Genomic DNA, 22,648 nt, shown 5'->3' with positions numbered 1-22,648 from the left:
AAATCGGGGAGGGACTCAGTGATGTCAAGAATGGGAAAACGGTTGGTGGCTCTTATCATATGGACAGGCATCGGCATATTGGTCGGCATGCAGCTTGGTGGGGCAAAGGCACCAGTACCGGGAGACGGTACGGGAATTGTGCAAACTGTGCAGCAAGACCATATTCAGGATCCGCAAGGCGGGGCTGCCCAAGGGAATGGATGGGGAGGGACACGCAAGAACCCTCCCGTATCAGAGTCCGCTGTTCTAGAACAAGACGCTCGTAAGACACTGTCCGAATATGAGCCTATGCCAAGCGACATCCTGCTTCCCGAACGCTCGCAGCCGCCTGCCGATGTGCTTGCCGATAAGACGGCAGGACTGCTCCAGCAGCTGTCTGACAAAAGCATACGCTGGGTCGTGTCGATGTTCGGATCGATCACGGAATAAATTCACCTTATTCTCAGCATTGCTGTGCATCCCCTCAACTGGTATAATAAGTTGATTCAAACATCTGGTGGTTGTTGGGGGTAAGGCATGACAGACGCACAAGTTAGACAACAAAAAATTCGTAATTTCTGTATTATTGCACATATAGACCATGGGAAATCGACGCTTGCTGACCGTATCCTGGAATTTACGGGTGCATTAACTACGCGTGAAATGCAAGAGCAGGTACTGGATCAGATGGATCTGGAGAGAGAGCGCGGGATTACCATCAAGCTGCAGGCCGTTCGCCTGAATTACAAATCCGATGACGGCGAGGAGTATATATTGAACCTGATTGATACTCCAGGGCACGTCGACTTTACGTATGAGGTATCCCGAAGCCTGGCCGCTTGTGAAGGCGCGCTGCTCGTAGTGGATGCTGCACAGGGAATTGAAGCGCAGACATTGGCCAACGTATATTTGGCACTGGATAACAATCTTGAAATTCTGCCCGTTATTAACAAAATTGACCTGCCAAGCGCCGATCCCGAGCGGGTGAAGCAGGAAGTTGAGGATGTCATCGGACTGGATGCCAGCGATGCGGTATTAGCTTCTGCCAAGGCGGGTATCGGAATCAAGGAAATTCTGGAGCAGGTGGTTCAGAAAGTGCCTGCGCCAACTGGCGATTCGGAAGAACCGTTGAAAGCGCTGATTTTCGACTCCCATTATGATCCTTATAAAGGTGTCATCGTATATGTCCGCGTTATTGACGGAAGTATCAAAGCCGGCTCCAAGATCAAGATGATGGCCACCGGCAAAACCTTCGAGGTCATTGAGGTGGGGGCGTTTAAGCCGCGCATGTCCATCGTGGACGAGCTTAACGTCGGAGATGTCGGTTTCATCGTGGCTGGCATCAAGAGCGTTGGCGATACGCAGGTCGGTGATACGGTAACGGATGCCAAGCGTCCGACGGCCCAGCCGCTCCCGGGTTACCGCAAAATCAACCCGATGGTATTCTGCGGTCTGTATCCAATCGAAACGTCAGACTACAATGATCTTCGCGAGGCACTCGAGAAGCTGCAGCTTAATGATGCATCGCTAAGCTTTGAGCCGGAGACATCCAGCGCGCTCGGATTCGGTTTCCGTTGCGGATTCCTGGGCCTACTGCACATGGATGTCATTCAGGAGCGGATTGAACGCGAGTTTAATATACCGCTGATTACGACGGCGCCGAGCGTGATTTACCGCATTACGCTGACGAACGGGGAGCAGATCCAGATCGATAACCCGTCCCATTATCCTGAGGTCGGCAAGGTCGATTATGTCGAAGAGCCTTATGTTAAAGCAGGCATTATCGTTCCGAACGATTACGTCGGGGCGATCATGGAACTCTGCCAAAATAAACGCGGCGAATTCGTAAATATGGAATACCTGGACACAACGCGCGTTACCATTACCTATGAAATTCCGTTGTCGGAAATCGTGTATGATTTCTTCGACCAGTTGAAGTCGAGCACCAAAGGATATGCTTCGTTTGACTACGAGCTGTCCGGGTACCGTCGATCCAACCTGGTCAAAATGGATATTTTGCTCAATGCCGAGCAAGTGGATGCCTTGTCCTTTATTGTGCATAAGGACCGTGCATACCACCGCGGCCGGGCGATTTGCGAAAAGCTGCGCGAGCTGATTCCTCGTCAAATGTTCGAGGTGCCGATTCAAGCTTCTGTCGGTACCAAGGTTGTGGCCCGTGAAACGGTTAAAGCGATGCGCAAAAACGTTCTTGCCAAATGTTACGGCGGTGACATCTCCCGTAAACGGAAACTCCTTGAGAAGCAGAAGGAAGGTAAGAAGCGGATGAAGCAAGTCGGCAGCGTGGAAGTGCCGCAGGAAGCCTTCATGGCGGTACTGAAAATCGACGACAAGTAATTTTGCCTAGGAATGGCAGGCCTGCGAGGTAACGGGCTGGGCTGGTCCTACGGATATAGTCTGATGAAGTAAATGATGGGGAAAGCCGATTCTCGGCTTTCCTTTCTTTCATTCCAAGAGGCATAGCGTTATAGTAGAGAAGGAACTTTTGAGAAGTTACTTTAAGTAAGTCATGCCAGAGGTGTACATGAGGGGGCAAGAAAAGAATGACGGCAAACAATCAACGGACGGAAGCGGTGTACATTCACATTCCGTTTTGTACCAATAAATGTTTTTACTGCGACTTCAATTCCTATGTATTGAAGGATCAGCCGGTGATGGATTATCTGCGGGCGCTGGATAAGGAGATGGAGCTGACCGTTCAGGCCAACCCGCCGGGACGAATCAAAAGCATTTTTGTAGGCGGCGGGACCCCTACGGTGCTGAAGCCAAATGAAATGGAATACTTCCTGCAGAGCGTGAAGCGCCATTTTCCGGAATGGTCCGATCGTATTGAATTTTCGATGGAAGCGAATCCCGGCACCACGGATTTGGAGAAACTGTCCGTCATGCGTGAAGGCGGCGTGAACCGGATCAGCTTCGGGGTGCAGGCCTTCCAGAACAGCTTGCTGACCGGCATCGGCCGAATTCACGATACGGATGATGTGTATCGAAGTCTCGAGAACGCCAGAGCAGCAGGCTTTGATAACATGTCCATTGATTTGATGTTCGGTCTCCCGAACCAAACGCTGGACATGCTTGCGGAAAGCGTGGATAAGGCGCTAGAGCTTGGACTCCCGCATTATTCAATCTACAGCTTGAAGGTTGAAGAAAATACGCTGTTCCATACGATGTACCAGCGAAACCAGCTGCCGCTTCCGGATGAGGAGGACGAGCTGAATATGTATCTTCTATTAATGGAGCGGATGAAGGCTGCCGGATATAAACAGTATGAGATCAGTAATTTTGCCAAACCCGGCTTTGAAAGCCGGCATAACATGACGTACTGGCGCAACGAGGATTATTATGGCTTGGGCGCGGGAGCGCACGGATACGTCGGTCGGCAGCGCCATGTGAACATCAAAGGCGTCAACCCATATAATGAAGCAGCGAATCAAGGACTTCCGCGATTGGAGAGCTTTGAGGTTTCAAGGGAAGAAGCGATGGAGGATTTCCTCATGGTTGGGCTCCGAGTGCTGGATGGCGTGTCGCGCAGCCGATTCCGGCAGCAATTCGGGACTTCCATGGAAGAAGTATTCGCTGGCCCGCTTAATAAAATGGTAGGTGCGGGACTTCTCGACTCCACTGATGACGGATATAAACTGAGCAGTAAAGGCATTTTGTTTGGCAACGATGTGTTCGCCGAATTTATAGGCAGCTTGTCAGCAAATTAATCTATTGAACTTATATGCGCTCTGTTGTATATTTATTCATAACATGACGGAGCGTGTAAAGGGGAGACGGACACCATGTCGGCGGTATGCAGAAAGGCGAAGTTAGAAGATGTCGAGCCGCTGTATCAGATGATTCAGGGTTATGCGGAAAAGGGGATTATGCTGCCCCGGTCCAAAAAAGTGCTGGAGAAACAAATAGGGGAATTCGTTGTAGCCGAATCCGAAGGGAACGTGATCGGCTGCGGTTCGTTGTGTCAGCTGGGAAATGATCTGGTGGAGATTCGTTCACTCGGTATCTCTGATGGTTATAAAGGGCAAGGAATCGGCTCCATGCTGGTGGACTCCCTTCTGGAAGAAGCGAAACGTCGTGAGCTTCCGAAAGTGATGGCTTTGACGTATGAGGTATCCTTTTTCATCAAAAACGGCTTTGCCGTCGTGGAGAAGGAGATTTTTCCGGAGAAAGTATGGACCGACTGCATTCACTGCAAGAAGCAGCATGCATGTGACGAAATAGCTGTTCTTAAAGTACTGAACTGACTTGACAATCCTCAGGTCGGTTTGGTATTTTTGTTATATCGGTTAGCACTCGATGGCGATGAGTGCTAACGAAAGTGAAAATAAGCAGTCAGCAAGGAGGGGAGCGACATGTTAACAGATCGTCAACGCATGATTTTGAATGCCATTGTGGATGACTATATCCGTTCTGCCGAACCGGTTGGTTCAAGAAGCATTTCCAAACGCGGGGATGTCGGATACAGTCCGGCAACCATTCGTAACGAGATGGCTGATCTGGAGGAACTCGGCTTTCTGGAGCAGCCTCATACATCAGCTGGACGAATTCCGTCACATAAAGGATATCGTTATTATGTTGATCATCTCACGTCGTCGTTTTCCTTGAACCCTGCGGAACTGCATATGATGAAATCCTTTTTTGCAGAAAAGCTGAACGTGATGGAGCAGATGATACAGCATACAGCCGGCATTCTGTCTCAGATGACTAATTACACTTCCATCCTGCTGGGACCGGAAGTTTTTCATACGTCTTTGCGTCACTTCCAGCTTCTTCCTCTTCATGAGGATCAAGCGGTAGCCATCATCGTAACCAGCACAGGGCAAGTCGAGAACAAAATTGTTTCGATTCCGCAGGGTGTATCCGTTTCGGATCTGGAGCAAGTGGTAAATCTTCTGAACAAAAAGCTGGTCAATGTGCCTCTATATAAACTCAAGACCCGTTTGTATACGGAGATTGGCGAGGAAATGCAGCGGCATATTTCACATTATGAAGATCTCATGAGTATGCTGGATATCGCCCTCAACAATGAACCAGACCATCGCGGCGTATATCTCAGCGGCACGACCCACATGCTGAATCAGCCGGAGTTCAAGGATGTTGATAAGGTAAGGGAAATTTTCGAGCTTCTGGAGCAGACACCTGCACTGATGAAGCTCATGGCCCCTGCTCCCGGTGAGCATGGTGTCCAGGTGAAGATCGGTACGGAGAATACGCATGAAGCGATTTCCAATTGCAGTTTGATCACTGCGACTTATTCGATCGACGGAAAAGCGCTAGGTTCGATTGGCATTCTCGGTCCTACAAGAATGGAATATGCACGGGTGATCGGCATCTTGAATGTGTTATCCCATGACCTGACGAAGCTGCTGTCACACTGGTACAAATAAAGGAGTGAGACAGATGAGCCAAGGACAACATAGCCAAGTGGACGGAGATGAACGTTATTCTACGCTATTGAACAACAGTAATGCCGTCCGGGCCGTCACGTCCGCTGTAGAAGGCACGCTTGGTCCCAAGGGGCTCGACGTGATGCTGGTGGGTCCCCGCGGCGAAGTGGTCATTACGAATGATGGGGTGACAATTCTGGATAAAATGGATGTCACCCACCCGGCAGCGCGCCTTCTCATTCAGGTGGCACGAGCGCAGCAGGAGAAAATCGGCGACGGAACCACAACCGCTACCGTGCTTGCAGGCGCACTCGTGCAGGAAGGAGTCTCCCGCATAACCCGCGGGGTGCCTGCTTCCAAGGTGGTGGAAGGACTGCGTCAGGGAATTGAGAAGTCGATGCAGCTCTTAACCAAACGGGTTCGGCAGATTGACGGATTGGATGATCCGCTTCTGGAACGGACGGTGTACGTTGCGGGGCGGGAACGGAAGGACATCGTGGAGCTGATTATGCAAGCCGCGCGGAAAGCCGGAATCACCCGTCTTCAGGACTCATCCTACTCGCTTGCAGACAGTATAATTGCCCTGGAGAATGCCGAGAATGAAGTGTTCGAGGGGGTGCTGCTCCGGCAGCGGCCGATCTTCGCCCGCGAGTCCAAGTCTTATGACGATGCAAAAGTGTTGGTGCTGTTTGATTCCCTGGAGCCGGATGAGATTGATGAAGAGGCGCTCACAACCGAAGCCGGATTTGCGCAGTATATGGACCTCCGAAAAGTGTTTGCTTCCGATTTAGAGAGATTGTCCGAACTGTCCGTAAAACTCATCCTGCTTGAAAAAGGCATCCATCCGGATGCGGAGCAGTTTTGCCTGGATCACGGCATGATGGTTGTGCCGCGCGTGTCACGTGCGGATCTTCGCCGGGTAAGCGATATGACGGGAGCTACTCCCGTACGCCGCAAGGCGTTACATAAAGACTCGAAGGAGCTTGCAGCCCTTCTGGGTGATACCCCGCGTGTCGCTTATGATGAAGGCATCGAGAAAATCAGGCTGGCCAGCGGCAGCCAAGACCGGGACCGTATCGTGACGGTCATTGTTGGGGCAAGCACTTCGGAAGTAGTGGGCGAGGCGGCCAGAATTGCAGGAGATGCGGCCTCGGCACTGCAGGCTGCCGTTTCCGGCGGTGTCCTTCCGGGCGGCGGGACAAGCGAACTCGCGGTGTCCTACGAGTTGGAACGAATCCGGGAGGCTCAGAAAGGCATGGAAGCCTTCGGCATGGAAGCCGTTTCGGCGGCGCTGCGCAAGCCGATGTCGCAGATACTTCTCAATGCCGGTTACAATCCGCTCGAGAAGATGGAAGAAGTTCGAGCAGCGCAAATCCGTGCAGACTCGGATTGCATGGGCATTGATTGCGACAGCGGCCGGGTTGTGGATTATGAGGAGCTGGGCGTGCTGGATCCGGCTCCGGTCAAACTTCACGGCCTGCGGGCAGCCGGCGAAGTTGCCGCAGCCGTGCTGCGGATTCACCATGTGATCAAGATGAAAGAAATAGGCGAATAACGCTTAAAGGATAAAATGAATCACAGACAGTCTGTTTTACAATATGAAGGAGGTGAAGGCGTCTTGAATAATGAGCATAAGGATGCCGTTCAAGATACAGTTACAGAAGAAACGATTGAAGAATCTTTGGAAAACACGCCAAACTCGGGTGAGAGCGGGTCTGCGGAGGAAGCCGTAAATCCCGAACAGGAGATTCCTGTAACGGATTCGGCTGATGAAGCCGGATCAGCCGAGCTTGAGAAGCTTCAGGCCGAGGTGCTGGAGCACCAGCAGCGTACCCTGCGTGTACAAGCGGATTTCGATAACTTCCGTCGTCGCACCCAGAAGGAGAAAGAAGATCTGGGCAAATATGCTTCCTCCAAACTGATTACGGAGCTTCTGCCTGTCATCGACAACTTTGAGCGTGCCCTTCAGGCATCCGAGGAGAATCCGGAGTTTGAATCCTTCTCCAAGGGAGTCAGCATGATCTTCCGCCAGTTGGAATCGGTCCTCGCTACCGAAGGCTTGACGGCAATGAAGAGCGTAGGCGAGCCGTTCAATCCGGAGTATCACCAAGCGATCATGCAGGTGGAAAGCGATGAATACGAGGAAGGCATCGTGGTTGAGGAAGTGCAGAAGGGGTATATGCTAAAAGATAAAGTATTAAGACCTGCGATGGTTAAAGTGAGCATGTAAGCGACTTTCGATAGTCGTTTATCATATAAAAATTGATGAAGATCATGCGAGGATTCGCGTGAATGAATAAGGAGGAAAATTTTACATGAGCAAAGTTATTGGTATCGACTTAGGAACAACCAACTCCTGCGTAGCCGTAATGGAGGGTGGGGAAGCAGTAGTTATTCCGAATCCGGAGGGTGCTCGTACGACTCCATCCGTTGTCGGATTTAAGAAAGACGGCGAGCGTATCGTTGGGGATACAGCGAAGCGTCAAGCGATCACCAACCCGGATCGCACCATTATCTCCATTAAGCGTCATATGGGTACAAATCACAAAGAAACGATCGACGGCAAAGACTACACGCCGCAAGAAATCTCTGCCATCATTCTGCAGAAGCTAAAATCCGATGCGGAAGCTTACCTGGGCCAACCTGTAACCCAGGCGGTTATTACGGTTCCTGCATACTTTAATGACAGCCAGCGTCAAGCGACCAAGGATGCCGGTAAAATCGCGGGTCTTGAGGTTCTGCGTATCGTCAACGAGCCGACTGCTGCTGCATTGGCTTACGGCATGGAGAAATCCGAAGACCAAACCATCCTGGTATATGACCTTGGCGGCGGTACATTCGACGTTTCCATTCTGGAATTGGGCGATGGCTTCTTCGAAGTAAAAGCAACCAGCGGGGACAATCAGCTTGGCGGCGACGACTTTGACCAAGTGATCATTGACTACCTGGTAGCCGAATTCAAGAAAGAGCAAGGCATCGATCTCAGCAAAGACAAGGCAGCCGTTCAACGTCTGAAAGACGCTGCGGAAAAAGCGAAAAAGGAATTGTCCGGCGTACTGACAACTACGATTTCGCTGCCGTTCATCACGGTTGCTGACGGCGTGCCTCAGCATCTTGAGATCAACCTGACTCGTGCTAAATTCGAAGAATTGTCTGCTTCCCTTGTAGAGCGTACGCTTGGCCCGACTCGTCAAGCGCTTAGCGATGCAGGTTTGACAGCTAACGATATTCATAAAATCGTCCTTGTCGGCGGTTCCACTCGTATTCCTGCCGTACAGGAAGCGATTAAGAAATTGACAGGCAAAGAGCCTCATAAAGGCGTAAACCCTGACGAAGTGGTTGCGCTTGGAGCAGCTGTTCAAGCCGGCGTATTGACAGGTGACGTTAAAGACGTCGTATTGCTCGACGTAACTCCGTTGTCCCTCGGTATCGAGACAGCAGGCGGCGTATTCACCAAAATGATCGACCGTAACACCACGATTCCGACAAGCAAATCCCAAGTATTCTCCACGTATGCCGATAACCAGCCGAGCGTTGAAATTCACGTGCTGCAAGGTGAGCGCGAAATGGCTGCCGGCAACAAAACGCTGGGACGCTTCATGCTTGGAGACATTCCTCCAGCACCACGCGGCGTGCCGCAAATCGAAGTTACCTTCGATATCGATGCGAACGGGATCGTAAACGTTTCGGCGACGGATAAAGGTACAGGCAAGAGCCAGAAGATCACGATCACGTCCTCCAGCGGCTTGAGCGATGCTGAAGTTGAACAAATGATGAAGGACGCCGAGCTTCATGCCGAAGAAGACCGTAAACGCAAAGAGCTGGTAGAGGCTCGCAACAATGCGGACCAACTCGTATACACGACCGAGAAAACACTCAAGGATCTGGGCGACAAAGTCGATGCTTCCGAAGTGGAAAAAGCGAACGAAGCGAAAGACAAAGTGAAGAAGGCCCTTGAATCCGATAACCTCGAAGAAATTAACGCTTCGGTAGAGGAGCTGACTCAAATCGTACAGCAGCTGTCCGTGAAGCTGTATGAGCAAGCAGCACAAGAGCAGCAGGGTGCTGAAGGCGCCGACTCAGGTGCTGCTAATAAAGACAATGTCGTAGATGCAGATTACGAGGTTGTTGACGAAGATAAAAACAAAGGTTAATCTGAATAGATTGTATGGGAAGGTCAAAGCTGCGCATCTTCGCACTTTGGCTTTCCTTATGTAAAAGAGTAATAAAGAGATTGGGGTGAAACCGTGGCTGATAAGCGTGATTATTATGAGGTGCTCGGTGTCGGCAAGGATGCATCGGACGATGAGATCAAGAAGGCGTACCGCAAAATGGCCCGCCAATATCATCCGGACGTGAACAAAGCGGCTGACGCGGAAGCCAAATTCAAGGAAGTGAAAGAGGCTTACGACGTATTGAGCGATGGTCAGAAGCGTGCGCGTTATGACCAGTACGGTCATGTCGATCCGAACCAAGGCATGGGCGGAGGCGGTTTCTCCGGTGATTTCGGCGGTTTTGGAGATATATTCGATATGTTCTTTGGCGGCAATGGACGCCGTGATCCGAATGCGCCTCAGCGGGGGAACGATCTGCAATATACGATGACGGTTGAATTTAAGGAAGCGGTATTCGGTAAGGAAACGGATATTACCATTCCGAGAACGGAGACATGTGATACATGTCACGGTTCCGGGGCGAAGCCGGGCACGCAGCCGCATACATGTTCGGTGTGTAACGGCAGCGGGCAGCAAGAAGTCGTGCAAAATACGCCGTTTGGACGTATGGTAAACCGCCGTGCTTGCTCAAACTGTAACGGAACAGGGAAAATCATCAAAGACCGCTGCTCGACCTGTAACGGCAACGGCAAAGTGAAGAAGCAGCGCAAGATTCATGTTCGCGTGCCTGCCGGCGTGGACGACGGAGCTCAGCTTCGCATGACAGGTGAAGGCGAAGGCGGTTTCCGCGGCGGTCCGGCCGGTGACTTGTATATCGTAATCCGCGTGAAGCCGCATGATTTCTTCGAACGCGAAGGGGACGACATTTATTGTGAAGTGCCGCTTACCTTTGCGCAGGCTGCACTTGGCGACGAGATTGAGATCCCGACGCTGACGGAGAGAGTGAAGCTGAAGATCCCGGCTGGCACGCAGACGGGGACCTTCTTCCGGTTGAAAGGCAAAGGGGTACCTCGGCTCCGCGGCATGGGGCAGGGTGATCAGCATGTCAAGGTTGTGGTTGTTACGCCAAGCAAGCTGAGTGATGAACAGAAAGAGCTGCTTCGGCAGTTTGCTTCACTTGATGGCGAACAGACCCATGAACAGGAACAGTCTTTCTTTGACCGTGTAAAAAAAGCATTCCGTGGTGACTAATACAAACTTATGGGGCTAACTCCCCTCATAGCATAAAGAACAGCAGCAGGCTAAAGGTGATCAACCTTCGGTCTGCTGTTTTCTTGTTTTGGGGGAAGGAAGCGGCAGGAGTGTCTGCCAGCTTAAACAGGCCCGTTTCTCAAGAATAAAACGCTTGACGATGAAGCAACCTAGGGTAGTTCCATCTCGGAAGATGCAATCTTGAATAGGAAATGCAGGTGATACGAAGTGGCAGAGAAAAATATTTTGGCATATTTCAAAAGTCCGGAAGAAGCCCAGCATGCAGCCCGCAAATTACAGTCGCTGCGCGTTGCGGATATGTCCATCGACCGGTTTAGCGCTGATCCCGGCGGGGAGCTCAACAATCCGATGAATCCGTTGACAGGCAACATTGCAAGCTTAACAACACTGACCTTAAATGCGGATATTTCGGGCCCGGGGGCCGGTATTCTCGGGGCGGCGGACCCGTCCGCCAGCGGGATGAGCAGCGCCGGTGAGGACGGAACCGAAGGCCGGGATATTTTGCTGACGGTTGTACTGGACGAAGGCGTCTTCCCGCAAGCCATGCGGTTAATCGAAGAATCCGGCGGTATGATTTGAGGTCACAGGCACAGCTCTGAGTGTTTATATCGGAAAGGAGAATAACACCCATGATGAGACGCGTAAAAAAAGGGAAGATCTCGAGCAAAACCGAGAAGATGATTGCGCTGCAATCCGCCAAGGCGGAGGATGTTGAGTTTTCGGCTATGGCAGCCGACCACGATGATGTGGAAGCGCTGCGCAGAAGCGAGGCTGCGGATGAACGCCAATTGAAGAAAATTCTCGATGAAACCAGTAAAAATGTAGATTAATCGTTATGGTTATAGCTTATGAAGAGCCCTCTTACCTTCTTGTTACGGAGGTGGTAAGCAGGGCTTTTTTTGAAGAGATAAGAAAGTATAAACATCGGTGGCTTACCATCGTTCGTTCGCAAGAAAATCTTCCGCCATAAGCGGTCTGTCTTCTGAGATTGTACGTCGATAGCGTTTTTCTTATTCGAACGCCTTGCGAGAAAAGTCATGATGGTATTTTAGTACAAACTTTGTATCCGGGGTCCTCAATATAGTACAATAATACTTATGTATGAATGAGGAGGAACAGTAGCACATGTTATGGCATGAATTAACGATACATACCACGGAGGAAGCCGTGGAGATGATTACGAATTTCCTGCATGAGGCGGGAGCCGGCGGCGTTTCGATTGAAGAATCCGGTACGACGAACAAAAAGCGGGACACATCCCTTGGACAGTGGTTTGATGAGATCGTTCCGTTTAACGATATTCCTGAAGGGCAAGCCGTTATTAAAGGCTACTTTGATGAGACGGTTACCCTGGAAGCGATCCGTGATGAGATTGCCCCGCGCGTGATTGAACTGAAGGAATTCGGGATTGATACAGGTGAAGTCAAGTATGAGATGAAGACGGTCGATGAGAATGAATGGGCAACGGCCTGGAAGCAGTATTTCAAGCCGATCCGCGTGTCCGAGCGGTTAACGATCAAGCCGACATGGGAAGAGTACACGCCGGAATCCGATCAAGAATCGATCATTGAGCTGGACCCGGGCATGGCATTCGGCACAGGAACGCATCCGACAACTTCGTTATGCCTGCGCACACTGGAGATGGTGATCAAGGGCGGAGAGGAAGTCATCGATGTGGGGACAGGCTCAGGCATTCTCTCCATCGGCGCAGCGCATCTGGGAGCTTCACGGATACTGGCTCTCGATCTGGACCCGGTTGCCGTATCCAGCGCAATGGAGAATACCCGTCTTAACGGCTTGGAAGATCGGATTACGGTGAAGGAAAGTGATCTGCTATCGGTACTCACCCATTCGTCCGATCAATCGGATCTGGGCGTGAGACTGCCGGTACAAGTTGTAGTGGCTAACATTTTGGCTGAGGTCATCCTGTTGTTTGTAGACGATGTATACCAGGCTCTTCAGCCGGGAGGCGCTTATATTGCCTCGGGCATTTACAAGAACAAAGAAGAGATCGTAGAGAAGGCGCTGATTGCCTCCGGTTTCGAAATTGCCGACATCTGCCGCGAGGATGATTGGGTTGCGTTCGTAGCGAGGAAAAACTGATTATGGATTTTTTGGATCAACTGTTATTTTATCCGCTGGAACAACTTCCTTTTTATCTGATTGCTTTAATTATTGCCTTTACTGTGCATGAGTTCTCGCATGCCTATTTTGCGAATAAATTCGGAGACCCAACGGCTAAGCTGCTGGGCAGGGTCACGCTGAATCCGGCGGTGCACTTTGATTTTCTGGGGATAGTTCTCTTGCTGATAGCAGGTTTCGGTTGGGCACGGCCGGTACCGATCAATCGCGAGAACTTCAGCAACCCGCGCCGTATGAGCATCATTGTGGCGGCGGTTGGCCCGCTGAGCAATCTCATGTTAGGTATACTTGGAACGCTGATCTATGCGGGACTCTATCAGTTCGGTGTGATCGAGCCGATCGGCGTTACCAAAACAGATCAAGCGATACATTTGTTTTTCAATACCTTTATACTGCTCAATTTCTTTCTGTGCCTCTTTAATCTTATTCCGTTGCCACCGCTTGACGGCTACCGGATTCTTGAGAATGTGCTTCCTCCGCGCGTAAGCGCGAGGATTCAGAAGTTCGAGCAGTGGTCGATACTTATATTCCTATTGATCATATTGCTGCCAACCTTTCAGAGATATACGATTAAGCCATTATATGATGCGGCGCATGCATTATCCATCGACTTTTTGAATCTGTTCATTAAGATGTTCGGGGGGTAAGAGGCGCTGATTTTCTCTGGTCAGTTTGCACGAAAAGTTGTATGATGGGGTTTGGCGATTTTGGAGTTAGGTGAGGATAAAGATGCAGCGATATTTTGTGACTCCCGCACAATTCGAGGGAGACCGTGTTGAGATTACGGGCGACGACGCCCGTCATATTACCAAGGTCATGCGAGGCAGGCTTGGTGATAAATTGATTGTAAGCGATGGGGTATCCCGCGAAGCCATGGTGGAGATTGAAAGCATCGAAGCGGCCAGTGTCACTGCCGTTGTAATTGAACCCATGGAGATGACGCAGGAACCGCGTCTGCAAGTTAGCATCGCTCAGAGCTTGCCGAAAGGCGACAAGATGGAGACCGTCATCCAAAAGTGCACCGAGATTGGAGCGGTGTCCTTTGTGCCCTTCCTATCGGACAGAACGATTGTTCAGTACGATGCCAAGAAGGAAGGGAAACGGCTGGAGCGCTGGCGCAAGATTGCGAAGGAGGCGGCTGAACAGGCGCATCGTAACCGGATACCGTCTGTTGAACAGCCTCTGTCGTGGAAAAATCTGCTTGCAGCATTTGCCGGCTATGATGCCGTATATTTTTGTTATGAAAAAGAGCATGGCTCCCAGCTGAGGGACGTGCTGAAGCCTTTTGTAGAGCAGGCGCTGCCGGAGTCGGCCGAGAAGGCCAGCTTGCTGCTGGTCGTTGGACCCGAGGGCGGCTTTACGGAAGAGGAATGCCGAGCGGCCGAAGATGCAGGAGCCGTATCCGTTGGACTTGGAAGGCGGATCCTTCGCTGCGAGACTGCCGGCATGACGGCGCTTGCCTGCGCACTATACGAATCTGGAGAAATGGGGGGCGTTTGAACATGCCATCCGTAGCGTTTTATACGTTGGGTTGCAAAGTCAATTTTTACGATACCGAGGCCATCTGGCAATACTTCAAAAATGAAGGCTACGACCAAGTGGACTTCGAACAAACCGCAGATGTTTATTTGATTAACACCTGCCACGTTACCAATACAGGGGACAAGAAGAGCCGTCAGATGATCAGACGCGCGATTCGCCGCAATCCCGAGGCCATCGTGGCCGTAACGGGCTGTTACGCTCAAACCTCGCCTGCAGAAATTCTGGACATACCGGGCGTGGATCTTGTCATCGGGAACCAGGATCGCGATAAGATCATGGATTTCATCCATGATATTGAAAAGACGCGCCAGCCGATTAATGCGGTTCGCAACATTATGAAGACCCGGGTATTTGAAGAAATGGACGTTCCGGATTTTGCTGAACGCACTCGTGCATTTCTAAAAATCCAGGACGGCTGTAACAACTTCTGTACGTTCTGCATTATCCCTTGGTCCCGCGGTTTGTCACGCAGCCGTGATCCGAAGAGCATCATCACTCAGGCGCATCAGCTGGTTGGAGCGGGTTATAAGGAAATCGTGCTGACCGGAATCCATACAGGCGGATATGGAGATGATCTTGAAGATTACAGATTGTCCGATTTGCTGTGGGATCTTGACCGGGTAGACGGTTTGGAACGGATCCGCATCAGCTCCATCGAAGCAAGCCAGATCGATGAGAAGATGCTGGATGTGCTGAACCGCTCCAGTAAAATGTGCCGCCACCTTCATATTCCGCTGCAAGCGGGGGATGATACGGTACTGAAACGGATGCGCCGTAAATATACAACCGAAGAGTTCTATAACAAGATGGGCTTGATTCGTCAAGCGATGCCCGATGTGGGCATTACGACGGACGTTATCGTTGGCTTCCCTGGCGAAACCGATGAGATGTTCCGTAACGGCTATGACCTGATGAAGGCGATTCAGTTCTCCGAAATGCATGTATTCCCGTATTCGAAGCGTACCGGTACGCCGGCAGCACGGATGGAGGATCAGGTGGACGAGGAAGTGAAGAATGCACGCGTCCATGATCTGATTGACTTGTCGGAGCAGCTGCAGCTTGCTTATGCTGAACGTTTTGTGGGTCAGATTCTGGAAGTGATACCGGAACGTGAGTACAAGGGTGCTCCTCAGGGCGGAAAGATGCAGGGTTATAGCGATAATTATCTGCAGCTTGTATTCAACGGATCGCCTGATCTCGAAGGCAAACTGTGCCGTGTAAAAGTAACCAAAGCCGGTGTAAATGAATGCGAGGGCGAACTCCTGAGCGTCATGGATCATGGACTAAAGGCAGCTGCTCAGTAATTCCCATAGCGGCCATACCAGACAAGGATTTCATTTCCTGGCTACCGGAAGTGGAATCCTTGTTGTACATGAAGGAGGAAAAGGACATGACATATACACAGATTTCCGCAGGCGGCGTGGTATACCGTCATCATGAAGGGGCGCTTCAGATCCAGCTTATTTTGGACCGTTATGGAAAAACCTCGCTTCCCAAGGGCAAGATGGAAGCCGGTGAAACCGTCGAGCAGACTGCACTTCGAGAAATTTGCGAGGAGACAGGTATAGTCGGATCCATCACCTCACCAGTGGACATTATTGCATATAAATACCATCATCCCGAATTCGGCCAGGTAGACAAGGAAGTTCACTACTATCTGGTTAAGGCAGAAAAAGGTAACCTGAAGCCCCAAATTGAGGAAATCAACGGGGTGGACTGGTTTGAGCCTCTGGCCGCTTGGAGGAAGCAGCGCAGCAACGGATACAACAACAATGATATCATCCTGCGTAAAGCGTTAACGCTGCTTGAGGTTAGCATTCCTACGGATGAAGATATGAAATTTTAGATTTTTGCCCGCTTGTTCCAGAAGGGCAGATAGCATAGTGGAAGCGCGATGAGCGAGCATACAACATTGAACAGGGTTTGCGCATGAGCGATTTGTCCGGCCGGATCCGCCGCTAACCATCCGGATACGGTGGTTAAACCCGCTATGAACGGAGTAAAGAGCAGGACTCCGCCGATATTCAGCCCCATATGGGACCAGGCCACGAATCGTCCTGCTCGAGTACTGCCAATCGCTGCTATAAGTGCTGTTGCACAGGTGCCGACATTGGAGCCCAGAACGATGGCAACGCCGATCTCCGGAGGCAGCGCACCGCTTGCTGCAAGTCCCATAGCCATAGCGATGACAGCGGCGCTGCTGTGCATCAAAGCAGTCAATATCGTTCCGGCTGCAATGCCCCAGAGGACGCTTCGCGAAGCGTGGTCCAGGAACCACTGGAACAAACCGAGGCTTTGAAGGGTCGGGCCGATGGATTGCATGAATTGTATAGCAAGCAGCACCAGCGAGAACCCGGCGACAGCAAGGCATAAAAACTGGCTGCGGATCAAATTGTTTTTTAACTTGTCATAGCTCGGAGGCACGCGCTCGCTGACGAGGACGGCCCCGACCCATAGCATCAGCGAGAGGACAAGCAGGGGCATGGCGGCTTGTCCAATCTGCAGGCTGATGAGTTCGGTCGTTACCGTTGTGCCGATGTTCGTGCCAAGGATAACGCCCAGGGTACCGGCGAGGCTTAACAATCCGGCATTGGCGAAACCTATAGCCAGCACGGTAACGGCGGTACTGCTCTGCAGCAGGGCCGTGACCGCTGTGCTGGCGATCATGCCTTTAAGGGGCGTGGATGTCGCTTTATGGAGCCACTTATGCAACAGTGGACCGGCCCAGCGTTGGAGGGCAACCTCCATGACCTTCATGCCGAACAGGAACAGGACAAGACCATAACAGATAGGAAACCAGAGTGAGGATAGCATGATGTTCTCCTTTTTGTGAAATAAAGTGGTGGATTGGATATGAAGCAACCGCTACTGTGAAAGTCCGGCGATAGACTTTTTTCTTAATTACGTATATGACCCTTGGCGGACATGCATGCCTATTGAAATGGCCAGGGGATAACTTAAGGAGTGAAATACAGTGCCATCGGTAATTTTGGAGCGCAGTCGAAAAAAGAGACTGGAGCAGGGGCATCCCTGGGTTTATAAAAGCGAGATTGCCTCTGTCGAGGGTGAACCCAAGCCAGGTGATATCGTATCGGTGTTAAACCATCAGGGCCGTTTTCTCGCCTCCGGTTATTACAACCCGCAATCTCAAATCACCGTACGCACCGTTTCGTATGAGCCGGTTGAGACGATGGACAAGGCTTTTTTCATCGCCAGGTTCCAGGAATGCCTGAAACACCGGGAACGGTTTATCGGAGATGAGAACGCCTACCGGCTGGTATATGGCGAGGCGGATTTTCTGCCGGGGCTGATTGTGGACCGTTTTGATGATGTACTGGTCTTGCAGCTGCTGACGCTGGGCATGGATCGCTGCCGTGAGGATATCGTGAACGCGCTTGTCGAGGTGGTGCAGCCGAAAGGAATCTATGAACGAAGCGATGTATCCATCCGGGAACTGGAAGGGCTGGAGCAGCGCACAGGCATTCTCTACGGGGAGTGTCCGCGCCACGTAACGGTGACGGAGAACGGCTTGAAGATCAAGGTGGATATCGAGGAAGGGCAGAAGACGGGCTATTTCTTTGATCAACGGGAGAATCGGGCATCCATTAAACCCTTAATGAATGGTTGGGGAAGCCGCAGCGGGATCACGCTCCAGACTGTGGAACGGGACGGTGAGATGAAGACCTTACCGGTGAACAAAAGCGGAAAAGAAGTCACTTTTCCCTATTGGGACGGAGCCACGGTGCTGGAATGCTTTTCGCATACGGGCAGTTTTACGCTGCATGCATGCCTTTATGGGGCCAAGAAAGTAACCTGTCTTGACATATCGGAGCATGCCATTGAAAGCGCCAAAGAGAATGTGGAATTGAACGGATTCCAGGATCGCGTGGAGTTTGTAGTGGACGACGCCTTCCAATATTTGCGCAACCAGGTAAGAGGCTTGGAAGAACGTGAGCAGCGTGCGCAAGGGGACCAGAAAGTGGATACCTCCAAACCGCTGACCGCGGGAGGTGGACGTTCCTGGGACGTGGTCATCCTGGATCCGCCGGCGTTTGCCAAAACCAGGTCTGCCGTCAAAGGGGCTTGCCGCGGGTACAAGGATATCAACCTTCATGGCATGAAACTGGTGAATGAGGGCGGTTATTTGGTTACTGCAAGCTGCTCGTACCATATGCGGCCGGATTTGTTCCTGGAGACGATTCAGGATGCGGCAAAAGATGCCGGCAAAATTTTAAGACTTGTGGAATGGCGTGCGGCTGGCAAGGATCATCCGCAAATTCTTGGGGTCGACGAGGGCCATTATTTGAAATTTGCCGTGTTCGAAGTGCGCAGCAAATCAAAGCTTTAAATTGCCGCAGCTTCGCGGTTAATGCGAAGGGTCTTGCCATGGTGGGTGAACCACGATGGCGGGGTCCTTTTTTGTATGCCCGCAATATTTTGGAATGGGAATGAAATCCAAACGTATGTTCCATTAAACATTACTTATGCTATACTAGTAATCAGCATCTTTTTTGATAGAGAACGAACCAAGACGTGGATTTCACATGAATTTTGATAGATTTGACCAATAGATTCAAGGGCATGATTTCACCGGGCACGCAGCTTGTTTTGAAGGTGAAGGAGTCCCTTTCGAAAGACGATGTAAAGGGGGCATAGCATGAGCATTCAATTTGTTATCGGCAGGTCGGGCAGCGGCAAAAGCACGTCGATCCGCCAAGAGATGATCGAGCGATTGGAGCAAGATCCCAAGGGGAATCCGATGATACTGATCGTTCCCGAGCAAGGGTCCTATGAAGCGGAGCATGCACTCGTTAATGCGGGAGGCATTCGCGGGATGATGCGCGCGCAAGTGCTAAGTTTCCGTCGACTGGCTTACCGTGTCATGCAGGAAACCGGCGGGGCCGCGAAAGTGGCGATCAGCGAAGAAGGAAAGCGCATGCTGCTGTATAAAATTTTGCGGAGGCGCAAAGAAGAGCTCCAATTGTTCGGGGCTTCGGGGGAGCAGCATGGTTTTGTCGGCAAGCTGAGCGAGCTGTATACGGAAATGAAGCGCTATTGCATTGACGCTTCCTGCGTGGAGGAGCAGCTGGGACAGATGGTATCAGGCTCCGGGAATTCACCGATGCTTCGACGCAAGCTGGAGGACATCGTAACAGTCTTTCGCGATTTTGAGCTTGAGATTTCACGGTTATACATGGATGAGGAAGATACGCTGGCCTCTTTGGCAGAGGGCGTGACCCAATCGGACTATATCAAGCGCGCCGACATTTGGATTGATGGTTTCCACGGCTTTACGCCGCAGGAGTACCGGGTGCTCCAGGAGATTATGACCCATGCCAACCGCGTAACGATCGCGTTGACACTGGACAAGCCTTATACGAACGGGAAGGCTCCGCATGAGCTGGATCTCTTTCATCCTACCGCAGTGACGTACATAAAGCTTAAAGGCATTGCCGATGAGATGGGGGTGGATACGGAGCACCGTATCCTGCAACCCGATGTTCTTCCACGGTTTCAAGAATCCCCTCTGCTTGCCCACCTCGAACGCGGTTATGATCGGAAGAAACGTTGGACTGAAGCTGCCCGGGACGGAGTTACAGTGAGCAATCCGGACGGTAGAAGCGCAGGTCTTCTTCTTCATGCTGCCAGTCACCGACGGGCCGAAATTGAAGGGTCTTTACGTGAAATGGTGCGTCTCGCCCGGGAAGAAGGAGCAAGATACCGGGAAATGGCCGTGTTTGTCCGGAATATGGGGGAATATGAACATCTGATAGGTCCTTTGTTCAGGGAACACGGCGTTCCTTATTTCCTGGATCAGAAGCGAAGCGAGCTGCATCATCCGCTGGTCGAATTTATTCGCTCTGCGCTCGATATCATCGGACGCCGCTGGCGTTATGAGGATGTATTCCGCTGCGTGAAGACAGATCTGCTGCTGCCGCTTGACGGTTCGCTTACCCGTGAGGACATGGACCGTCTGGAGAACCATGTGCTGGCTTCCGGAATCCAAGGCACGCGCTGGACGGATGGCCGTCCGTGGAAGGGAATTCCAAGCCTCTCATTAGAAGACGGGGAGAGCGAGGTGCGAAATCCCGATGGCATGCAGGTGATTGAGTATGCCAGAAAGGCGATTACGGAGCCGCTGCATGCGTTTGAGAAACGGATGAAAAAGGCTGCAAGTGCAATGGATCAGAGCACCGCAGTCTATCGGCTTCTGGAGGAAACCGCTGTTCCTGAAAAGCTGGAGCTGTTAAGCCGGGCAGCTCTGGATGCCGGGCGTCCTGAGGAAGCCAGGGAGCACCGCCAGGTATGGGGGGCTGTGCTTGACCTGCTCGACCAGATTGTGGAAATGATGGGTGCGGAGAAGTTAAGCACCGAAATGTTCACGGGCGTGCTGGGTACGGGACTTACGGAGATGAAAATGGCTCTGGTGCCTCCGTCTCTGGATCAAGTGCTGATCGGCAGCATGGACCGGACACGGACGGGCGGCCTGAAATATGCTTTTCTGCTCGGCGTTAACGATGGTGTTCTCCCAGCCCAGTTTCAGGACGATGGTATCCTGACAGAACCGGAGCGTGTTCAGCTCGAAGACCGCGGTTTGGAGCTTGCTCCAAGCATATCCCGAAGACTGCTGGATGAACGTTTCCTGATCTATAATGCTCTGACTTCGGCCAGTAAGCAGCTATGGGTCAGTTATCCTGCGGCGGACGATGAAGGCAAGACGTTATTGCCATCCGAGGTCATCCGTCATCTGAAGCTGATGTTTCAGATGGAAGAGGTGCCATTGTTTCCAAGACCGCATGCCGGGCAATCGGCCAGCGAGCAGGAGCATTACGCGGCCCGTCCGGACAAGACGCTTGCTTATTTAACGGGTCGGCTTCGCGACTGGAGGAATGGAGAGGAGATCCCGGACATTTGGTGGCATGTGTACAATTGGTATGCGGAGCAGCCGGAGGTAAGACCGCGTCTTTCTTCGATGCTCTCATCCTTGTCTTACCGGAATGAAGCCCGGCCGCTTAAGCAGGAAACCAGCAGGCAGTTGTACGGAACGAAGCTGCGGACAAGCGTATCCCGGATGGAGCGCTTTGTTGCGTGCCCGTTTTCCCATTTTGCCTCCCATGGGTTGAAGCTGAGAGAACGTCAGCTGTACCGTCTTCAGGCTCCTGACATCGGGCAGCTATTTCATGCGGCCTTAAGCAGCATGGCCGTGAAGTTTCAATCGCAGCATCGAAGCTGGGGAGACTTGACCGCGGAGGAATGCCTGCGCGAGGCGGAAGCAACGGTCGATCGGCTTGCTCCGATGCTGCAGGGTGAAATCCTGCTTAGCTCCAAGCGATACGGATATATTTCGCGCAAGCTGAAAAACATCGTGGGCAGAGCGTCAGTGATTTTGGGTGAACAAGCAAGGCGCGGCAAATTCGAGCCGATCGGCCTCGAGCTTGATTTCGGTCCCGGGAAGCCGCTGCCGCCGCTGACGTTTGAATTGCCGAACGGTGTCAAGATGGAGATTGTCGGGCGTATTGACCGCGTCGACATGGCACGCGGAGAGCATGGGATCATGCTGCGCGTCATTGATTATAAATCGAGCCAGAAGGATTTGCGGCTGCATGAGGTCTATTACGGCTTATCCTTGCAGATGCTGACCTATCTGGACGTGCTGCTGACGTTTGCCGAGGACTGGCTCGGCGAACAGGCGTTGCCTGCGGGAACATTGTATTTCCACGTTCATGATCCTGTCTTGCAATCCGCAAACGGCATGACGCCGGAGCAGGCGGCAGAGGAGCTGCTCAAACGTTACAAAATGAAGGGCTTGCTGCTGGCAGACCGCGAAGCGGTTTCCCTTATGGATTCGTTCCTTGAAAAAGGGCACTCGGCCATTCTGCCTGTCGCCGTCAAAACGGACGGCAGCTTCTACAGCAGCGCAGCCGTTGCAACGCCTGACCAGTGGGAGACCTTGTTGTCCGCCGCGCGGGAGAACATGCTGAATATCGGCTCCCGAATTACGGGGGGCGATGTCGCGATTGTGCCATACCGGATTCAGCAGGAGACTGCCTGCACGTACTGTTCCTTCCGGCCGGTATGCCAGTTCGACGACGCGATTGAGGGCAGCGAGTATCAGCTGCTGGGTAAACCGGGTAAAGATCAGGTTTGGGATCTGCTCGGACATCCGAAGGGAGGAGATGGCCGGTGAGA

General features: G+C 51.8%; 19 protein-coding genes. 18 read left to right on the top strand and 1 reads right to left on the bottom strand.

What is annotated here, in order from left to right:
* Positions 1–18: 18 nt before the first annotated feature.
* The 16 genes from PLA01S_RS10930 to PLA01S_RS10855 all read left to right on the top strand — a co-directional run bounded on the left by PLA01S_RS10930 (position 19) and on the right by PLA01S_RS10855 (position 16,304).
* A complete protein-coding gene (locus PLA01S_RS10930; RefSeq protein ID WP_127592132.1) occupies positions 19–429 on the top strand; it encodes a hypothetical protein in 411 nt (136 codons plus the stop codon).
* Positions 430–516: 87 nt separating this feature from the next.
* Positions 517–2,334: a translation elongation factor 4 gene (lepA, locus tag PLA01S_RS10925; RefSeq protein WP_127592130.1), complete on the top strand. Its 1,818-nt coding sequence runs from the start codon at positions 517–519 to the stop codon at positions 2,332–2,334.
* A 206-nt stretch (positions 2,335–2,540) separates the two neighbouring features.
* Positions 2,541–3,707, top strand: a complete 1,167-nt coding sequence (hemW, locus tag PLA01S_RS10920) for a radical SAM family heme chaperone HemW (RefSeq protein ID WP_127592128.1) — start codon at positions 2,541–2,543, stop codon at positions 3,705–3,707.
* A gap of 75 nt (positions 3,708–3,782) precedes the next feature.
* Entirely contained in the window at positions 3,783–4,244 is a 462-nt protein-coding gene (locus PLA01S_RS10915; RefSeq protein WP_100535892.1) for an N-acetyltransferase, read from the top strand.
* Between the two features lie 108 nt (positions 4,245–4,352).
* A complete protein-coding gene (gene hrcA / locus PLA01S_RS10910) occupies positions 4,353–5,387 on the top strand; it encodes a heat-inducible transcriptional repressor HrcA (protein ID WP_100535893.1) in 1,035 nt (344 codons plus the stop codon).
* 13 nt (positions 5,388–5,400) lie between these two features.
* Positions 5,401–6,942 carry a TCP-1/cpn60 chaperonin family protein gene (locus PLA01S_RS10905; protein WP_127592126.1) on the top strand — a complete coding sequence of 514 codons (1,542 nt, stop codon included), beginning with the start codon at positions 5,401–5,403 and terminating at the stop codon, positions 6,940–6,942.
* Between the two features lie 63 nt (positions 6,943–7,005).
* Positions 7,006–7,617 carry a nucleotide exchange factor GrpE gene (gene grpE, locus PLA01S_RS10900; protein WP_127592124.1) on the top strand — a complete coding sequence of 204 codons (612 nt, stop codon included), beginning with the start codon at positions 7,006–7,008 and terminating at the stop codon, positions 7,615–7,617.
* An 85-nt stretch (positions 7,618–7,702) separates the two neighbouring features.
* Positions 7,703–9,541 carry a molecular chaperone DnaK gene (gene dnaK, locus PLA01S_RS10895; protein ID WP_100535896.1) on the top strand — a complete coding sequence of 613 codons (1,839 nt, stop codon included), beginning with the start codon at positions 7,703–7,705 and terminating at the stop codon, positions 9,539–9,541.
* A 93-nt stretch (positions 9,542–9,634) separates the two neighbouring features.
* Entirely contained in the window at positions 9,635–10,753 is a 1,119-nt protein-coding gene (gene dnaJ, locus PLA01S_RS10890) for a molecular chaperone DnaJ (protein WP_127592122.1), read from the top strand.
* Between the two features lie 228 nt (positions 10,754–10,981).
* Positions 10,982–11,353, top strand: coding sequence for a hypothetical protein (locus tag PLA01S_RS10885; RefSeq protein ID WP_127592120.1), 372 nt, complete (start codon positions 10,982–10,984; stop codon positions 11,351–11,353).
* 50 nt (positions 11,354–11,403) lie between these two features.
* Entirely contained in the window at positions 11,404–11,604 is a 201-nt protein-coding gene (locus tag PLA01S_RS10880; RefSeq protein ID WP_100535899.1) for a YfhD family protein, read from the top strand.
* 295 nt (positions 11,605–11,899) lie between these two features.
* Positions 11,900–12,877: a 50S ribosomal protein L11 methyltransferase gene (gene prmA, locus PLA01S_RS10875; protein ID WP_127592118.1), complete on the top strand. Its 978-nt coding sequence runs from the start codon at positions 11,900–11,902 to the stop codon at positions 12,875–12,877.
* Between the two features lie 2 nt (positions 12,878–12,879).
* Complete coding sequence (locus PLA01S_RS10870) at positions 12,880–13,563, top strand: site-2 protease family protein (protein WP_127592116.1); 684 nt, start codon at positions 12,880–12,882, stop codon at positions 13,561–13,563.
* Positions 13,564–13,645: 82 nt separating this feature from the next.
* Complete coding sequence (locus PLA01S_RS10865) at positions 13,646–14,416, top strand: RsmE family RNA methyltransferase (RefSeq protein WP_127592114.1); 771 nt, start codon at positions 13,646–13,648, stop codon at positions 14,414–14,416.
* Between the two features lie 2 nt (positions 14,417–14,418).
* Positions 14,419–15,762 (top strand): tRNA (N(6)-L-threonylcarbamoyladenosine(37)-C(2))-methylthiotransferase MtaB, encoded by a 1,344-nt coding sequence (gene mtaB / locus PLA01S_RS10860; protein WP_127592112.1) that lies wholly within the window; start codon positions 14,419–14,421, stop codon positions 15,760–15,762.
* A gap of 86 nt (positions 15,763–15,848) precedes the next feature.
* Entirely contained in the window at positions 15,849–16,304 is a 456-nt protein-coding gene (locus PLA01S_RS10855; protein WP_127592109.1) for an NUDIX hydrolase, read from the top strand.
* Here PLA01S_RS10855 and PLA01S_RS10850 read toward each other — a convergent pair.
* A complete protein-coding gene (locus PLA01S_RS10850) occupies positions 16,301–17,272 on the bottom strand; it encodes a Na/Pi cotransporter family protein (protein ID WP_127592107.1) in 972 nt (323 codons plus the stop codon). The two genes, PLA01S_RS10855 and PLA01S_RS10850, sit on opposite strands and share 4 nt — an antisense overlap.
* Positions 17,273–17,432: 160 nt before the next feature.
* Here PLA01S_RS10850 and PLA01S_RS10845 point away from each other — a divergent pair, with 160 nt between their 5' ends.
* Both PLA01S_RS10845 and addB read left to right on the top strand, forming a co-directional pair.
* Entirely contained in the window at positions 17,433–18,806 is a 1,374-nt protein-coding gene (locus PLA01S_RS10845) for a class I SAM-dependent rRNA methyltransferase (protein WP_127592105.1), read from the top strand.
* Positions 18,807–19,115: 309 nt separating this feature from the next.
* A complete protein-coding gene (gene addB, locus PLA01S_RS10840) occupies positions 19,116–22,646 on the top strand; it encodes a helicase-exonuclease AddAB subunit AddB (RefSeq protein ID WP_127592103.1) in 3,531 nt (1,176 codons plus the stop codon).
* Positions 22,647–22,648 lie beyond the last annotated feature (2 nt).

The sequence above is a fragment of the Paenibacillus lautus NBRC 15380 genome (genome assembly GCF_004000945.1).
In the GTDB taxonomy this organism is placed as follows: Bacteria; Bacillota; Bacilli; order Paenibacillales; family Paenibacillaceae; genus Paenibacillus_AQ; species Paenibacillus_AQ lautus.
The sequence above is the reverse complement of the archived record's forward strand: the minus strand, read 5'-3'. Positions and strand labels throughout refer to the sequence as shown.

What these genes read in the sequence shown, in the direction of transcription:
- PLA01S_RS10855 (WP_127592109.1), top strand. Translation starts at nt 15,849, where the DNA reads ATGACATATACACAGATTTCCGCAGGCGGCGTGGTATACCGTCATCAT.
- hrcA (WP_100535893.1), top strand. Translation starts at nt 4,353, where the DNA reads ATGTTAACAGATCGTCAACGCATGATTTTGAATGCCATTGTGGATGAC.
- PLA01S_RS10865 (WP_127592114.1), top strand. Translation starts at nt 13,646, where the DNA reads ATGCAGCGATATTTTGTGACTCCCGCACAATTCGAGGGAGACCGTGTT.
- PLA01S_RS10915 (WP_100535892.1), top strand. Translation starts at nt 3,783, where the DNA reads ATGTCGGCGGTATGCAGAAAGGCGAAGTTAGAAGATGTCGAGCCGCTG.
- hemW (WP_127592128.1), top strand. Translation starts at nt 2,541, where the DNA reads ATGACGGCAAACAATCAACGGACGGAAGCGGTGTACATTCACATTCCG.
- PLA01S_RS10905 (WP_127592126.1), top strand. Translation starts at nt 5,401, where the DNA reads ATGAGCCAAGGACAACATAGCCAAGTGGACGGAGATGAACGTTATTCT.
- PLA01S_RS10870 (WP_127592116.1), top strand. Translation starts at nt 12,880, where the DNA reads ATGGATTTTTTGGATCAACTGTTATTTTATCCGCTGGAACAACTTCCT.
- PLA01S_RS10850 (WP_127592107.1), bottom strand. Translation starts at nt 17,272, where the DNA reads ATGCTATCCTCACTCTGGTTTCCTATCTGTTATGGTCTTGTCCTGTTC.
- prmA (WP_127592118.1), top strand. Translation starts at nt 11,900, where the DNA reads ATGTTATGGCATGAATTAACGATACATACCACGGAGGAAGCCGTGGAG.
- addB (WP_127592103.1), top strand. Translation starts at nt 19,116, where the DNA reads ATGAGCATTCAATTTGTTATCGGCAGGTCGGGCAGCGGCAAAAGCACG.
- lepA (WP_127592130.1), top strand. Translation starts at nt 517, where the DNA reads ATGACAGACGCACAAGTTAGACAACAAAAAATTCGTAATTTCTGTATT.
- dnaK (WP_100535896.1), top strand. Translation starts at nt 7,703, where the DNA reads ATGAGCAAAGTTATTGGTATCGACTTAGGAACAACCAACTCCTGCGTA.
- mtaB (WP_127592112.1), top strand. Translation starts at nt 14,419, where the DNA reads ATGCCATCCGTAGCGTTTTATACGTTGGGTTGCAAAGTCAATTTTTAC.
- PLA01S_RS10880 (WP_100535899.1), top strand. Translation starts at nt 11,404, where the DNA reads ATGATGAGACGCGTAAAAAAAGGGAAGATCTCGAGCAAAACCGAGAAG.